Origin of the sequence: Xanthobacter autotrophicus ATCC 700552, assembly GCF_043194565.1 — a bacterium.
Taxonomy (GTDB): domain Bacteria; phylum Pseudomonadota; class Alphaproteobacteria; order Rhizobiales; family Xanthobacteraceae; genus Xanthobacter; species Xanthobacter autotrophicus_F.
On record NZ_JBAFVS010000001.1, the window covers coordinates 291,817 to 306,792 of the forward strand.

The 14,976-nt window shown below is 67.5% G+C and carries 14 protein-coding genes; 4 read left to right on the top strand and 10 right to left on the bottom strand.

The annotated features are described in order from the left end of the window. Nucleotides 1–34: 34 nt before the first annotated feature. From V5F48_RS01380 to V5F48_RS01395, 4 genes are all read right to left on the bottom strand, one after another. Nucleotides 35–466 (bottom strand): CBS domain-containing protein, encoded by a 432-nt coding sequence (locus tag V5F48_RS01380; RefSeq protein WP_394039328.1) that lies wholly within the window; start codon nucleotides 464–466, stop codon nucleotides 35–37. A gap of 216 nt (nucleotides 467–682) precedes the next feature. Next, complete coding sequence (locus V5F48_RS01385) at nucleotides 683–1,429, bottom strand: rhomboid family intramembrane serine protease (RefSeq protein WP_394039330.1); 747 nt, start codon at nucleotides 1,427–1,429, stop codon at nucleotides 683–685. Between the two features lie 308 nt (nucleotides 1,430–1,737). After that, a complete protein-coding gene (locus V5F48_RS01390; RefSeq protein ID WP_394039332.1) occupies nucleotides 1,738–4,917 on the bottom strand; it encodes an efflux RND transporter permease subunit in 3,180 nt (1,059 codons plus the stop codon). A gap of 9 nt (nucleotides 4,918–4,926) precedes the next feature. Continuing rightward, the gene (locus V5F48_RS01395) at nucleotides 4,927–6,105 is read right to left on the bottom strand and encodes an efflux RND transporter periplasmic adaptor subunit (protein WP_394039334.1); all 1,179 of its coding nucleotides are present in this window, start codon (nucleotides 6,103–6,105) and stop codon (nucleotides 4,927–4,929) included. Between the two features lie 567 nt (nucleotides 6,106–6,672). Between V5F48_RS01395 and V5F48_RS01400 the strand changes: the two genes are divergently transcribed. Continuing rightward, nucleotides 6,673–6,876 (top strand): hypothetical protein, encoded by a 204-nt coding sequence (locus V5F48_RS01400; protein WP_394039336.1) that lies wholly within the window; start codon nucleotides 6,673–6,675, stop codon nucleotides 6,874–6,876. A gap of 37 nt (nucleotides 6,877–6,913) precedes the next feature. Here the strand turns inward: V5F48_RS01400 and rnhA are convergent, their stop codons facing one another. From rnhA to ispH, 3 genes are read right to left on the bottom strand one after another with little or no spacing between them, the layout of a single operon-like run. After that, on the bottom strand, nucleotides 6,914–7,369 hold the full coding sequence (gene rnhA / locus V5F48_RS01405; protein WP_394039338.1) for a ribonuclease HI: 456 nt from the start codon (nucleotides 7,367–7,369) through the stop codon (nucleotides 6,914–6,916). After that, nucleotides 7,366–8,331, bottom strand: coding sequence for a homoserine kinase (locus V5F48_RS01410; protein WP_394039340.1), 966 nt, complete (start codon nucleotides 8,329–8,331; stop codon nucleotides 7,366–7,368). Before V5F48_RS01410 ends, rnhA begins: the two co-directional genes overlap by 4 nt. A gap of 3 nt (nucleotides 8,332–8,334) precedes the next feature. Further along, nucleotides 8,335–9,321 carry a 4-hydroxy-3-methylbut-2-enyl diphosphate reductase gene (ispH, locus tag V5F48_RS01415; RefSeq protein ID WP_394039342.1) on the bottom strand — a complete coding sequence of 329 codons (987 nt, stop codon included), beginning with the start codon at nucleotides 9,319–9,321 and terminating at the stop codon, nucleotides 8,335–8,337. A gap of 340 nt (nucleotides 9,322–9,661) precedes the next feature. On the opposite strand from ispH, the gene V5F48_RS01420 reads away from it, so the two are divergent. Further along, entirely contained in the window at nucleotides 9,662–10,363 is a 702-nt protein-coding gene (locus V5F48_RS01420; protein ID WP_394039344.1) for a DUF1013 domain-containing protein, read from the top strand. 108 nt (nucleotides 10,364–10,471) lie between these two features. Here V5F48_RS01420 and V5F48_RS01425 read toward each other — a convergent pair whose 3' ends face one another. After that, nucleotides 10,472–11,302 (bottom strand): universal stress protein, encoded by an 831-nt coding sequence (locus V5F48_RS01425; RefSeq protein ID WP_394039346.1) that lies wholly within the window; start codon nucleotides 11,300–11,302, stop codon nucleotides 10,472–10,474. Between the two features lie 308 nt (nucleotides 11,303–11,610). On the opposite strand from V5F48_RS01425, the gene V5F48_RS01430 reads away from it, so the two are divergent. Together V5F48_RS01430 and V5F48_RS01435 are read left to right on the top strand one after the other, a co-directional pair. Beyond that, a complete protein-coding gene (locus tag V5F48_RS01430; protein WP_394039348.1) occupies nucleotides 11,611–12,663 on the top strand; it encodes a glycosyltransferase family 2 protein in 1,053 nt (350 codons plus the stop codon). Beyond that, nucleotides 12,660–13,508: a ChbG/HpnK family deacetylase gene (locus V5F48_RS01435; RefSeq protein WP_394039350.1), complete on the top strand. Its 849-nt coding sequence runs from the start codon at nucleotides 12,660–12,662 to the stop codon at nucleotides 13,506–13,508. Before V5F48_RS01430 ends, V5F48_RS01435 begins: the two co-directional genes overlap by 4 nt. A gap of 75 nt (nucleotides 13,509–13,583) precedes the next feature. On the opposite strand, the gene V5F48_RS01440 is transcribed toward V5F48_RS01435, so the two are convergent. Together V5F48_RS01440 and V5F48_RS01445 are read right to left on the bottom strand one after the other, a co-directional pair. After that, nucleotides 13,584–14,228: a CoA transferase subunit B gene (locus tag V5F48_RS01440; protein ID WP_149576086.1), complete on the bottom strand. Its 645-nt coding sequence runs from the start codon at nucleotides 14,226–14,228 to the stop codon at nucleotides 13,584–13,586. Nucleotide 14,229: 1 nt separating this feature from the next. Further along, nucleotides 14,230–14,943: a CoA transferase subunit A gene (locus V5F48_RS01445; RefSeq protein ID WP_394039352.1), complete on the bottom strand. Its 714-nt coding sequence runs from the start codon at nucleotides 14,941–14,943 to the stop codon at nucleotides 14,230–14,232. Nucleotides 14,944–14,976 lie beyond the last annotated feature (33 nt).

Genomic DNA, 14,976 nt, shown 5'->3' on the forward strand with positions numbered 1-14,976 from the left:
TCCCCGCCGGCCGGTTTCGTTTCAGGCGACCCGTTCAGGCCGACATGATGTAGTCGCGCAGCTGGGCGCTCTCGCGCTCCATCTCCTCCACGCGGAATTTCACCACGTCGCCGATGGAGATGATGCCCACCAGCTTGTCGCCCGACACCACGGGCACATGGCGGAAGCGGCCCCGTGTCATGCGCTCCATGATCACGGGAATGGTCTCGTCGGGCGTGCAGGTCACCACCGCGCGGGTCATCACGCCCGACAGCGGCTCGGCGAGCACGCCGACCCCCTGCTCGCCGATCAGGCGCACCACGTCGCGCTCGGAAATGATGCCTTCCACGCTCATGGCGTCGTCAACCACGACGATAGCACCGATGCGGCGCCCGGCAAGGCGCGCCACGGCATCCCCCACGGTCGCGTCCGGACCGATGGTGCAGATGTCGTTGCCCTTGCGGCTGAGGATGACGCTCACGGTCATAGGCGTTGGCTCCCTTCTCGTCCTTCCAGGGACCGGCTCCGCTTTGGCCGGCCTTCTCTGGCGTATGGTTTGGAAGAGCGATGATCCCTCGCAATGCGCTGCGACGCAAGCGCACACTAAAGTCGGATACGCTCGGATTGAAGAAAGCGAAGTCGCCCCCTCTCCCGTGTACGGGGAGGGCTGGGGAGGGGGCAAGGCGGCGGGGGGCGCCGGCGTTCAGGCCGGCTGGCGCCGCGGGACCGGATCGAACAATGGGAACAGCAGCAGCCCGGCGACGAAGCCGCCCACATGGGCCTGCCAGGCGATCTGCGCCCCATCCGCCCCCGGCAGCGAAACCCCGACGGCGAACAGCAGGTTGAGGACAAAGAAGGCCGCCACGAACACCAGCACCCGGCGATCGCGGAAACTCTCCAGGAGCGAGCCGGCGGGCTGATGATCAGCAAAGAGCGTGCGCCGCCCCGACAAGGCTCCGCCAGGGGCAAAGGCGAAGCGCACCGCCGCCGCCATGGCGCCGGACACCGAGGCCGACGCGCCGATGAGCGGCACCAGGGCATCGGGATAGCTCAGGTAATGCGCCAGCGCTCCCCCCGCCGCCGTCACCGCGAAAAAGGCGACGAACCGCGCCGAGCCGAAGCGCCGCGCCACCGGCGTTCCGAAGGCCAGGAGCCAGACCAGATTGACGATCACGTGCATCCAGTTGGCGTGCAGGAAGGCGTAGCTCGCCGGCGTCCACAGCTTCGGACCAAAGCCACCCGGCAGGTAGAACAGGGTGTCGGGCAGGCCGTAGCGGGCGGGGACGAAGGCGAAATAGAGCAGGACCTCAAGGTCCGCCTCGTCCGACAGCACGATCACGCGCAGCGCGTGGATGAGCACCAGCGCCAGCGCCAGCACGGCGACCGCGCCAGGCACATTGAAGACGGGCTGCCGATCCGGCACGCCGGGGAAGGAAGGACCTCGGGTCACGCCTTGCACATAGGGACCCGGCCCCGCCGCGGCAAGTAAAATGCGGCGTGTCAAAAAAGCCGGCGGAGCCCCGCCCCCGTCGTGACCAATGGCGCGGCCAGTCCCGACCTGGCACACGGGGCTAGGGCGTTTTCGAGCGAAGTGGATACCGGTTCGCGTAAAGAAAATGCGTGAACTCAATAACCTAGAGCATTTCCACGATTCAGTGAAACGGGGAAATGCTCTAGGGCGGCCGGGCTCCGGAAGGCGCGCGGCCTCTAACTCAAGGAAAGAGCACCCGCCGATCGGCGGGTGCTCCAGGGGCCATGCTACTCGGCCGGAGCGGGGTGCTGGGGCGGCTCGGCCTTGGCCTCGCGGCGCGCGCCGAGGCCGGCGAGCCACCGGGCGAAGACGTAGAAGGTGGGCGTGAAGATCAGGCCGAACAGCGTCACCCCGATCATGCCGGCGAACACCGCCGTACCCAGCGCCTGCCGCAGCTCGGCGCCGGCACCCGCGGCCCACACCAGCGGCACCACGCCGAGGATAAAGGCCAGCGACGTCATGATGATGGGCCGAAGCCTGAGCCGCGACGCCTCCACCGCCGCCTCGCGCCGGCCATGGCCCTGGTCCTCCAGCTGCTTGGCGAACTCGACGATGAGGATGGCGTTCTTGGCGGCAAGGCCGATGAGCACGATGAAGCCCACCTGGGTCAGGATATTGTTGTCCTGCCCCCGCAGGATCACGCCGATGAGCGCCGCCACCAGGCACATGGGCACGATGAGGATGACCGCCAGAGGCAGGGTCAGGCTCTCATACTGGGCCGCCAGCACCAGGAACACGAACACCACGCCCAGCGCGAAGGCGAAGATGGCGGTGTTGCCGGCCTTCTGCTGCTGGTAGGCCAGCGCCGTCCATTCATAGGAGAAGCCCTGCGGCAGCACCTTCGCTGCCAGGTCCTGCATGATCTGGATGGCCTGGCCCTGGGAATAGCCGGGGGCCGGCGAGCCGTCCAGCTCCGCCGCGGGATAGAGATTGTAGCGCGGCACCCGGTAGGGACCGGAAATGTCGCGCACGGTGGTGAAGGAGCCGAGCGGCACCGTCTCCCCGCCCGCGGCGCGCACCCTTATGGAGAGCACGTCCTTGGGATCGAGCCGGAACGGCGCGTCGGCCTGGGCCTGTACCCGGAAGGTGCGGCCGAACAGGTTGAAGTCGTTGACGTAGGACGAGCCGATATAGGTCTGCAGTGCCGCGAACAGGTCGGCGATGTTCACCCGCAGCAGCTGCGCCTTCTGCCGGTCGATGTCGAGGAAGAGCTGGGGTGTGGAGGTCTCGAACAACGAATAGACCTGCATCAGCCCCGGCGTCTGCGCAGCGGCGCCCATCATGGCGTAGGTGGCGTTGCGCAGGGCGAGGAGGCCCGAGCCGGAGCGGTCCTCGATCATCATGCGGAAGCCGCCGGCATTGCCGATGCCCTGCACCGGCGGCGGCTGCACCACGATCATCTGGGCTTCCTGGATGCTCGCCATCTTGCCGAACAGCACCTTCTGCACCGCCGACGCCGTCTGCTCGGGATGGCCCTCCCGCTCGGGGAAGGGCTTCAGGATCACGAACATGGCGCCGGCGTTGGGTGCATTGGTGAAGGTGGCGCCCGAGAAGCCGGCGATGTTGATGACGCGGCTGACGCCCGGCGTGCCGAGCACGAGGTCGCCGGCCTGCTTCATCACCGTCTCGGTGCGCTGCATGGAGGCGCCGGGCGGCAGCTGGGCGGCGATGATGAGATAGCCGCGGTCCTGCTGCGGGATGAAGCCCTGGGGCGTGGTGGTGAACAGATAGCCGCCGAAGGCGACGATGCCCGCATAGACGATGAGCACCAGCGCCACCACGCGCACGAGCCGCGCCGTCAGATAGGCATAGCCGTTGCCGAGCCCCTCGAAGGCCCGGTTGAAGAGGCCGAAGAAGCCCACCACCGGCCGGGCGTACCAGGCCGGCTTCTCATGGGCCGGGCGATGCGGCTTCAGCAGCAGCGCGCACATGGCGGGCGACAGGGTCAAAGACACCAGCAGCGAAATCAGCGTGGAGCCGGCGATGGTGAGGGCGAACTGGCGATAGAATTCGCCGGACAGGCCGGTGATGAAGGCGGTGGGCACGAACACCGCGGTCAGCACCAGCGAAATGGCCACCAGCGCCCCGCCCACCTCGTCCATGGTCTTGTAGGCGGCATCGCGCGGGGAGAGCCCGGCCTCGATGTTGCGCTCCACATTCTCCACCACCACGATGGCGTCATCCACCACGATGCCGATGGCCAGCACCAGGCCGAACAGGGACAGGTTGTTCAGCGAGAAGCCGAACAGGCCCATGACGAAGAAGGTGCCGATGAGCGAGATCGGGATGGCGAGGATGGGGATGATCGCCGCCCGCCAGGTCTGCAGGAACAGGATCACCACCAGCACCACCAGCACGATGGCCTCGCCGATGGTGTGCACCACCGCGTCCACCGACTGCTGGATGAACTGGGTGGGGTTGTAGTAGATGCCGTACTTTAGCCCCTCGGGGAAAGACTTGCCGATGCGCGCCATCTCCGCGACCACCGCATTGCCGGTGGCGAGCGCATTGGAGCCGGGGCGCTGGAACACGCCGAGCTGGATCGAGATGTCCTTGTCGAGGAACGAGGTCGAGGCATAGTCCTGGGCCGCGATCTCCACCCGGCCCACGTCCTTCAGCCGCACCAGTGCCTGGTCGGTCTGCTTGATGACGATGTCGGAGAAGGCCCGCGCGTCCGTAAGGCGCCCGAGGGTGCGCACCGCGATCTGGAAGGCGCGCTGCTGCGGCACCGGCGGCGCATTGAGCACGCCGGAGGCCACCTGCACGTTCTGCGCCTTGAGCGCGGCCACCACGTCCGTGGTGGTGAGGTTGAGCTGGGACAGCCGGTCCGGATCAAGCCAGATCTGCATCGCGTATTCGCGCGAGCCGAACACGGTGATGGAGCCCACGCCGTCGATGCGCGAGAGCACGTCCTTGATCTCGATATTGGCGAAGTTCGAGATGAAGAGCGGATCGCGCGAGCCGTCAGGCGAATACAGGCTCACCACCAGCATCAGGTCGGGCGAGGACTTGGCGGTGACCACGCCCACCTGCTGCACTTCGCTCGGCAGGCGCGGCTGGGCGATGGCGACGCGGTTCTGCACCTGGACCTGGGCGATATCGAGGTTGGTGCCGATGTCGAAGGTGACGGAAATGGAGAAGCGGCCGTCCGCCGTCGAGTTGGACGACATGTAGAGCATGCGCTCCACGCCGTTGATCTGCTGCTCGATGGGCGCGACCACCGTCTCGGCGACGATCTCCGCCGAGGCGCCGGGATATTGGCCGGTCACCGTGATCACCGGCGGGGCGATGTCCGGATACTGGGCCACGGGCAGGCGCAGGTAGGTCACCGCGCCGAGGATCATGACGACGGCGGACACCACCGAGGCGAAGATGGGCCGGTCGATGAAGAAGTGTGAGAAGCGCATCTTCTCACCTCACTTCGCGGTCGTGGCGGCGGGGGCGGCTGCGGGCGGCGGGCTGGCCTCCGCCATCTGCGGGTTGACGGTGATGCCGGGCCGCACGCGCATCAGGCCGTTGACCACCACCTTGTCGTCCGCCGAGAGGCCCGAGCGGATCACCCGCATGTCGCCCGCCAGCGGCCCCAGGGTGACCACCTTCTGCAGCACCTTGTTCTCCGGCCCGATCACATAGACGAACTTGTTCACCTGCTCGGTGCCGATGGCCGAATCCGGCACGGCGAGCGACTGGTAGGGCGCGGAGGAATCCAGCCGGATGCGGGCGAACATGCCGGGGCGGAACAGGCCGTTCTTGTTCTCGAACACGGCACGGCCACGGATGGTGCCGGTTTCCCGGTCGATGACGTTGTTCAGGAAGTCGAGCTTGCCCGGGTGGGTAAAGTCCTTGTCGTCGATCAGCTTGAGGGCGACCGGGTCGCCAGCGACGTCCGCCCCGCCCTTGCGGCGCAGGATGCGCAGCAGCGAAGCCTCGTCGATGGTGAACTCAAAGCGGATGGGATCGATGGAGACGATCACCGCCAGAAGGGTCGGCGTCGCGCCGGAGCCCGCCGCCACATAATTGCCCACCGACACCCGCCGGTCGCCGATGCGGCCGGACACCGGGGCGCGCACCTCGGTGAAGGTGAGGTCGAGCTGGGCCGAATGGACAGCGGCCTGCTGCGACAGCACCGTGGCGGCGGCGGCGCGCGCGGCCTGGGTGCGCTGGTCGAAGGCCTGCTTGGAGATGGCGTTGGAGGTGCGGTCCTCCAGCAGCGTCCTGGCGCGGTCGAGGTCGGCCTTGGTGAAGTCGAGATTGGCGTTGGCCTGGTCGAGATTGGCCTTGGCCTGATCGAGGGCAATCAGATAGGGGCGCTGGTCGATGGTGAAGAGCAGGTCGCCTTCCTTCACCATCTGGCCGTCGGTGAAATGGATCTTGTCCAGATAGCCGGCGACGCGGGCGCGCACGTTCACCTCGTCGATGGCGACGAAGCGGCCCACATATTCGTCCTGGTCGGTGACGGTCTTGGTCTGCGGCGTAGCCACCGTCACCTGGGGCGGCGGCGGCGCGCCCTGCTGCTGGGCGGACGGCTGCCCGCATGCGGCGAGCGGGAGGGCAAACGCAACAAGAAGGACCCAAAGGCGCGGGGCAAGCGTCATGGCAATCCGGCTCCTCGACGGACACATGTCCGCGGACGAAGAAGGGGAGAAGGTTCGGCACCTCCCGCAACCGACGAGCCGAAACCGGAAGACGGCGCATCCGATAGCACACGCTGCCGCAATGCAAAACGGTTCATAGCGGCACAGGCCACGATTGTCGGCCGTCAAGTCCCGGCCGCGGAGGCGGCGCGCCGCCCGGTTGCAACAGCGGAAAAAATGCTGTCAGGGCAATAGGATGGCATGCTCAAGGCCAGCCGAAGACTTCGGCCGGGGATCAGCCGATGGCAAATCACTTCCCCGCGAGCCGGCCGGATTGGCGTCATTTTGATACCATCAATCCCGGCATATCGACAGGCCGGGCGACCCCGAGGGCGGGGCGCCGGGGCAGGATAGCGAGGCACGATGCCGGGGCAAGATATCGGCACGATGCCGACGCGGGGCGGCGATCCGTCCCGGGCCGCGAGATGCCTTTTGGAATCGCCCCCCTTCCCCGTCAACAACCAGAGGGTGTAATCTTCCCTTGGGGATGATGCCGGCCACACGCCGGAACATGGGAGGGGATTGCGAATGAAACTGTCCGCATGGATATTCACGCCGGCACTGCTGCTGCTGGCCACACCGGGGGCGCTCGCACAGGGCACCCAGTCCATCGACCAGATCCGCGCCGCCTGCCAGGCGGAGAACCCGCCCGGGAGGCAGGCGGACCGCTCGACCCTCATCTCGCGCTGCATCGAGCGCAAGAAGCAGGAAGCGGCGGCCCAGAAGAAATAGCGGCTGACGGGCGGCTCCGGGGGCGACTCCGCGCGCCTCAGCCGCCGATCCGGCCCTTCAGCTTGAACGGTGCCATGCCCGCGCGGGCCAGCTCGTCCGCGCGCTCGTTTTCCGCGTGGCCGGCATGGCCCTTCACCCAGTGCCAGCGCAGGGTGTGCCGCTTCAACGCCTCGTCGAGGCGTTCCCACAGGTCCTGGTTCTTCACCGGCTTCTTGTCGGCGGTGCGCCAGCCGTTGCGCTTCCAGCCGTGCATCCACTTGGTGACGCCGTCCTTCAGATAGGCGCTGTCGGTGTGCAGATCCACCGTGCACGGCTCCTTCAGCGCCTCCAGCGCGGAGATGGCGCCCATCAGTTCCATGCGGTTGTTGGTGGTGAGAAGCTCGCCGCCGCTCAGTTCCTTCTCGTGGGCACCAAAGCGCAGGATCGCGCCCCAGCCGCCGGGGCCGGGATTGCCCGAGCAGGCCCCGTCCGTGAACACCGCCACCTCTTTCATGCCGCCAGACCGTAATCCTGCGCGCTGTCCACCGCCTGGTGGAAGCGCAGCTTCTTGAGATATTCCAGCGGGTCCTTGGGACGCACCAGCGCGCCCTCGGGCACGTTCAGCCAGTCCACGAGGCGGGTGAGCAGGAAGCGCAGCGCGGCGCCACGGGCAAGGCGCGGCAGGGCCGCCTTCTCCGCATCCGACAGGGGCCGCACCGCCGCGTAGCCGGACAGCAGCGCCCGCCCCTTGGTGACGTTGTAGGACCCGTCCGGCTCGAAGCACCAGGCGTTGAGGCACACCGCCACGTCATAGGCGAGGAAATCGGTGCAGGCGAAGTAGAAGTCGATGATGCCCGAGAGCTTTTCGTCGAGGAAGAAGGCATTGTCGGGGAACAGGTCCGCATGGATGACGCCCGACGGCAGGCCCTGCGGCCAGCTTGCCTCCAGCGTTGCCAGCTCGCCCTGGATGGCGGCGGCAAGGCCCGGCGCGACGCCGTCCGCCTGCCCATGCGCCGCCTCGAACAAAGGCCGCCAGCCGGCGACGGAAAGGTTGTTGGCCCGCACCATGGCGAAGTCCGCGCCGGCCAGATGCAGCTGGGCCAGGCCCCGCCCCAGCTCGGCGCAATGCTCCGCAGTGGGCCGGCGCACCGACACGCCGGGCAGGAAGGTGACCATGGCCGCCGGCCGTCCTGCCACCTCCGCAAGCACCGCCCCCGAGCGCTGCGCCACCGGCTGCGGGCAGGACAGGCCGCGCGCCGCCAGATGCTCCATGAGGCCGATGAAGAAGGGCAGGTCGTCCCGGTTCACCCGCTTTTCATAGAGGGTGAGGATGTAGCTGCCGCGCGTGGTCTGGACCAGGAAATTGGAGTTTTCGACCCCTTCCGCGATGCCGTGGAAAGAGGTGAGCGTGCCCATGTCGTAGCCGGACAGGAAGGTTTCAAGCTCTGCCGGAGAAACGTCCGTATAGACCGCCACGATCTACTCCGCCGCATCCGGCCGCAGGGCGCGCGGCAGGGGGAAGAACACGTCCTCCTCCGTTGAAGTCACGATCTCGACGCTCACGGCGAAGCGTTCGGCGAAGGCATCGATGATTTCCTCCACCAGCACCTCGGGAGCCGAGGCGCCGGCGGTGACGCCGAGGCTGGCGATGCTGGAAAACACCGTCCAGTCGATCTCGGCCGCCCGCTGCACCAGCACGGCGCGGGCGCAGCCGGCGCGCTCGGCGGCCTCCCGCAGGCGCTGGGAATTGGAGGAATTGGGCGCGCCCACCACCACCAGCGCATCGACCCTGGGCGCAATGGCCTTTACCGCTTCCTGCCGGTTGGTGGTGGCGTAGCAGATGTCTTCCTTGTGCGGCTCGCTCAGCGTCGGGAAGCGCGCGCGCAGGATGGCGATCATCTGCGCCGTGTCGTCCAGCGACAGGGTGGTCTGGGTCACATAGGCGAGGTTTTCCGGATCGCGCGGCATCACCGTGCGCGCGTCCTCGGCGGTCTCGATCAGGGTGAAGGCGCCGTCCGGCAGTTGGCCGATGGTGCCCACCACCTCGGGATGGCCCTCATGGCCGATCAGCAGGATGTGCCGGCCCTTGCGGAAATGCACCTGCGCCTCGCGGTGCACCTTGGTGACCAGCGGGCAGGTGGCATCGATGGCGAACAGCTTGCGGGAACTCGCTTCGTCCGGCACCGATTTCGGCACGCCGTGGGCGGAGAAGATCACCGGCGCGGCGGTGTCCGGCACCTCGTCCAGTTCCTCCACGAAGACGGCGCCCTTCCGCTTCAGGTCTTCCACCACGTATTTGTTGTGCACGATCTCGTGGCGCACATAGACCGGCGCGCCATAGAGCTTCAGCGCCTGTTCCACCGCGTCGATGGCCCGCACCACGCCGGCGCAGAAGCCGCGCGGCGCGGCAAGGAGGATCTTGAGCGGCGGCTTTGCAGCGGCATCCGGCGCTGCGGCGGGGTCCATGGCAGGCTCGATCGAGGGCATCGGGCGAATTGGCGGTCTTGCGGGGCGCCTGTCAAGCCGACGCAACGGCGCGCGGCCGATTTCAGGCGGCCGTTGCGGCACCGCCCGATTTCCGGCCCTCCCGCGCACGGCAATTGCAACTTGCTCCGGGCACGCTTATGTTGTCTCGATCCCGGATAAAGCGATGAGTTCCGCGGTCCGCCCCAGGGGAGGGGTGGCCTTGCGAACCCGCATATGCCGATGCCCTCAAATACCGACGCCTGCAAAGACCCTGGCGTCACCGACCGAACAAGCCCGTGGACCGCAGCGTCCGACGACCAACAAGCCGCAAGAGGCCGCCATGTCGAACATACCTTTGATGCCCAAGGCCACCGCCGTCTGGCTCGTGGACAATACCGCCCTGACGTTCGAGCAGATCGGCGACTTCTGCAAGCTGCATCCCCTTGAGGTGAAGGGCATCGCTGACGGCGAGGTGGCGCAGGGCATCAAGGGCCTCGACCCCATCTCCACCGGCCAGCTCTCCCGCGACGAGATCACCGTCGCCGAGAACAACCCCGACCGCCGGCTCAAGCTGCTGGAATCCAAGGTGCGCCTGCCGGAGCAGAAGAAGCGCCGCGGCCCCCGCTACACCCCGGTCTCGCGCCGCCACGACCGGCCCAACGCCATCCTCTGGCTGCTGCGCAACCATGCCGAGCTGAAGGACGCCCAGATCATACGCCTGGTGGGTACCACCAAATCCACCATCCAGTCCATCAAGGAGCGGACCCACTGGAATTCGGCCCAGCTCTCGCCCATGGACCCGGTGACGCTCGGCCTGTGCAGCCAGATCGACCTTGACCTCGAAGTCCAGCGCGCCGCCAAGGACCGCCCCGCCACCGCCCACGAGGACCGTGGCGCGACCCTGCTGCCGGCGGATATCACCACCGGGCACGACGACCACGAGGAAGCCCCCAAGGGCCGCGAATCCCTCGACCTGGAGACCGTGTTCGCCAAGCTCGGCGGCTCCAAGAAGAACGAGGACGACGACGACGACGAGGATTGATCCCGGATCGGTCCTCCAAAAACGAAAAGCCCTCTTCCGGTGGAAGAGGGCTTTTTGTTTTCGCAGGCTGGACGATGGACACCATCCGGCGTCCCTACGGTCCAGCCCTCAATGGGCCATCAGCACCGGCACGGTCATGGTGGCGAGGATCTCGCGGGTCACGCCGCCCAGCACCAGCTCGCGGATGCGGGAATGGCCGTAGCCGCCCATCACCACGAAATCGGCGCCCTGGTCCGCCACCTCGTTGAGGATGGCCGCCGCGATGGGCTCGCCGGAGGTCACCGGCAGCTTGCGCACCCTGGCGTTGAGGCCATGGCGGGCAAGATGGCGCACCACGTCGGCGCCCACGGTGTCTTCTTCGTCCCGGTGCGACACCACACGGAAGACCTCCACCTCCTTGGTGCGGTGGAGCAGCGGCAGCGCCTCGGCCAGCGCCCGGGCGGCGGGCCGGCTGCCGTCCCACGCCACCACGGCGCGCTCGGCGCTGAACGGCTTGGTCTGCACATAAGGCACGATGAGCACTGCGCGGCCCGATTCCATCAGCACCGTCTCGGCGATCACCTCTTCCGGGCCGGGCCGGTCCGGATCGGGCTGGGCCACCACCGTGAGGTCGAACAGCCGCGCCATCTCGGCGAAGCCGTTGGCGGCGACGCCCAGGGAGGCGGACAGGCTGCGCACCTCGTGGGCGACCCCGGCGGCACTGGCGGCGGCGATGAAGCGCGCCGATGCCTTCTCGGCGGCGGACTGGTTTTCCAGCACCTGCGCCTCGATGAAGTCGGTGGGAAGGGCGCCCATGTAGAAGGGCGGCACGTCGATCTCATAGGCAACCGACAGGCCGGTGAGATGGGCACCGAAGCTTGAAGCGAGGCTCGCCGCAAAATCGCAGGCGCGATCCGTCTCGACCCCTTGGGCGAGATTGACCAGAATGTCGCGAATCATCACACAAGGCCCCCGTTCGGCCGTTTGAACGACGCGACCTTACCCTAAACTCGCCCAAAGTCTCGGGCCTTGATATGCCGCAAGCGCGACCGCTTCTCGCGATCGGCCGCAGCCAAAATGACGACGCGGCCGCCTTGGGGGAAGACGGCCGCGCCAATGGCACGATCAATGGGGGGAATGATCGCGCTGTCCTGTCAACGCGGGGGACATGCGCGGGTTCCGCAGCCTCCGAGAAAATTTCTGCTCCCTTTCGGGGCGGAGGCGGCTAGATGAGTTTGCAGTCTTTGCGCGTGCCGGGCGGAAGTAGCATGACACCTGACCTCAGCATCGTCGTCCCGCTCTACAACGAGGTCGAAGGGCTCCCCTTCTTCCATGCCGACCTGAGCGCCGCCGCCACCGCGGAAGCGCGCGCGCGTGGCCTCAAAATGGAAATCGTCTATGTGGACGACGGCAGCCGCGACGGCAGCGCAACGCTGGCCGCCGGCCTTCCCATGCTCGGCATCGACGTGCAGGTGGTGGCGCTGTCGCGCAATTTCGGCAAGGAGGCCGCCCTCATGGCCGGCCTCGACCATGCCCGCGGCGACGCGGTGATGTTCATGGACGGCGACGGCCAGCATCCGCCGGAGATGATCCCCACGTTCCTGCGCCTGTGGAAGGATGAAGGCTACGACGTGGCCTATGCGGTGAAGGCCGACCGCTCGGACGAGGCGGCGAGCCGGCGCCTGTTCGTGCGCGCCTTCTACAAGCTTTTGAACTTCGGCGCCGCCACCCCCATCCCCGAGGATGCGGCCGACTTCCGCATCCTGTCTCCGCGCGCCGCCGCCGCCTTGCGGCGCATGCCGGAGCGCAACCGCTTCTTCAAGGGCCTGTCGAGCTGGATCGGCTTCCGCCAGATCGCGGTGCCGTACCGGCCGGCGCCGCGCGCCCATGGCTCCACCTCCTGGAGCTTCCTGCGCCTGCTGGGCCTGTCCATGGAGGCCTTGACCTCGTTCTCGCCGGCACCGCTGCGCCTCGCCGCTGCGTTCGGCGCCGTGCTGGCCGGCCTCGCCCTGTTCTACGGTAGCTGGATCGTGGTGGAGCGCCTCGTCTGGGGCATCCCGCTACCGGGCTATCCCTCCCTCGTCGTGGGCCTGATGGTGATCGGCGGCACGCAGCTGCTGGTGATGGGGCTGATGGGCGAGTACATCGCCCGCATCCTCTCCGAGATCAAGGCGCGCCCGGTCTATTACGTGGCCGACCATGTGCTCAACCGCGCCCCCGCCGAGGCCACAGGCCATCCCCTGAGCGGACAGCCCATCGCGGGGCAGCCCTTCGCCGGGCCGGGCCACCCGTCGGCGCTGGCATCGAGGGCCGAGCCGTGAAGCGCCTGGTCCTGTGCGCCGACGACTACGCCATCGCGCCCGGCGTATCGGAGGCCATCCGCCGGCTGATCACGGCGCGCCGGATCAACGCCACCTCGGTGATGACCGTGTTCGACGGCCTCACCGAAGAGGCCCAGACGCTCACGGCCGCGGCCGAGGCGCGGGATGTGAGCATCGGCCTGCATGTGACCCTCACCGGCACCTTCCCCCCGCTCACCTGGGGCATGGCCGGGGCGAACGGGCACTTCCCTGCCCTGTCCCAGGTGGTGCTCGCGGCCCTGTCGCGGCGGCTCGATTCAAAGGCGGTGGAGGCCGAGGTGGAAGCGCAGTTCCAGTCTTTCCTGGATGCCTTCGGCCGGCCGCCGGACCATGTGGACGGCCACCAGCATGTCCATGTGCTGCCGGTGGTGCGCAAGGCGGTCCTGGCCGCCACCGCCCGCTTTGCCCCCCGCGCCTGGCTGCGCGACGTGACCCCGGCCAAGGCGGCGCTCCACGGCTTCGATGCGAAGGGCCGGCTCATCGGCGCCTTTGCCCGCGGGTTCGCGCGGGATGCAGCGCCCTTCGGCCTTGCCACCAATCGCGGCTTCGGCGGCGCCTATGATTTTTCCGCCGACCACGATTTCGCGACCCTGCTCACCCACGTCCTGAAGGGCGTGCCCGATGGTGGGCTGGTGATGGTGCATCCCGGCCGGGTGGATGATCCGCTCACCGCGCGCGATCCCCTGACCCAGCAGCGCGAGGTGGAATTTGCCGTGCTCCACGGGGAAGCCATGCGCGGCATCCTTGACGCCGCCGATGTGAGCCTCGCCCTGCCGGAGGCGCTGCGGAACAGAGCTGCGGCGTGAGCACCGGGGCCTGAACGAAAAAGGCTCCCCGCAGCGCGGAGAAGCCTTCATCGTCAGAACCGAGAGGGGCAGGCCTCAGGCGAGGCCCACCTCGAACTTGGCCGCCGTCTTGGCCTTCACCTCGTCGAGGGTGACGCCCGGGGCCAGTTCCTTCAGCACCAGCGTGCCGCCGCGCTTGGTGAACGCGAACACCGCCAGGTCCGTGATCACGAAGTCGGTGACGTTGGTGCCGGTGAGCGGCAGGGTGCACTTCTCCACCAGCTTGGGCGCGCCGGACTTCTCCACATGCTCCATGAGCACGATCACTTCCTTGGCGCCGGCGACGAGGTCCATGGCGCCGCCCATGCCCTTCACCATCTTGCCGGGCACCATCCAGTTGGCGATGTCGCCGGTTTCGGACACCTGCATGGAGCCGAGGATGGACAGGTCCATGTGGCCGCCGCGGATCATGGCGAACGAATCGGAGCTGGAGAAATAGGAGGTGTCGGGCACCTCGGTCACGGTCTGCTTGCCGGCATTGATGAGGTCGGGGTCCTCCTCGCCCTCATAGGGGAAGGGGCCGATGCCCAGCATGCCGTTCTCGCTCTGGAAGCTCACCGTCATGCCGGGGGGCAGCGCGTTGGCGACCAGGGTGGGGATGCCGATGCCGAGGTTGACGTAGAAGCCATCGCGGATCTGCTGGGCGGCGCGGGCCGCCATCTCGTCACGGGTCCAGGCCATCTCACTTCACCTCTTCGCGCTTGCGGGTGGTCACCTTCTCGATGCGCTTCTCGGCGCCCGTGCTGACGACGATGCGGTCCACATAGATGCCGGGGGTGTGGATGGTGTCCGCGTCGAGCGCGCCGATCTCCACCAGTTCCTCCACCTCGGCGATGGTCACCTTGCCGGCGGTGGCCATCATCGGATTGAAGTTCCGGGCGGTCTTGCGATAGACGAGATTGCCTTCCTTGTCGGCCTTCCACGCCTTGATGATGGAGAGGTCGGCCACAAGGCCCGTCTCCAGCACATAATGCTCGCCGTTGAACTCGCGGGTGGGCTTGCCCTCGGCGATGATCGTGCCGTAGCCGGTCTTGGTGTAGAAGCCGGGAATGCCCGCGCCGCCGGCGCGGATGCGCTCGGCCAGCGTGCCCTGCGGGTTGAATTCCAGCTCCAGCTCGCCGGCCAGATACAGCTTCTCGAACAGCTTGTTCTCGCCCACGTAGGACGACAGCATCTTCTTGATCTGGCCGTTGGCGAGGAGGATGCCGAGGCCGAAATCGTCCACGCCGCAATTGTTGGACACGCAGGTGAGGTTTTTCGCGCCGAGGTCGCGGATGGCGGCGATGAGGTTCTCGGGGATGCCGCAGAGACCGAAACCGCCGGCCATGATCATCATGCCGTCGGCGAGGACGCCCTCCAGGGCACTTTTCGCGTCCGGGTACACCTTGTGTCGCATCGTTTCCTCCTCGGCGCTGGCGCCTCGATGACC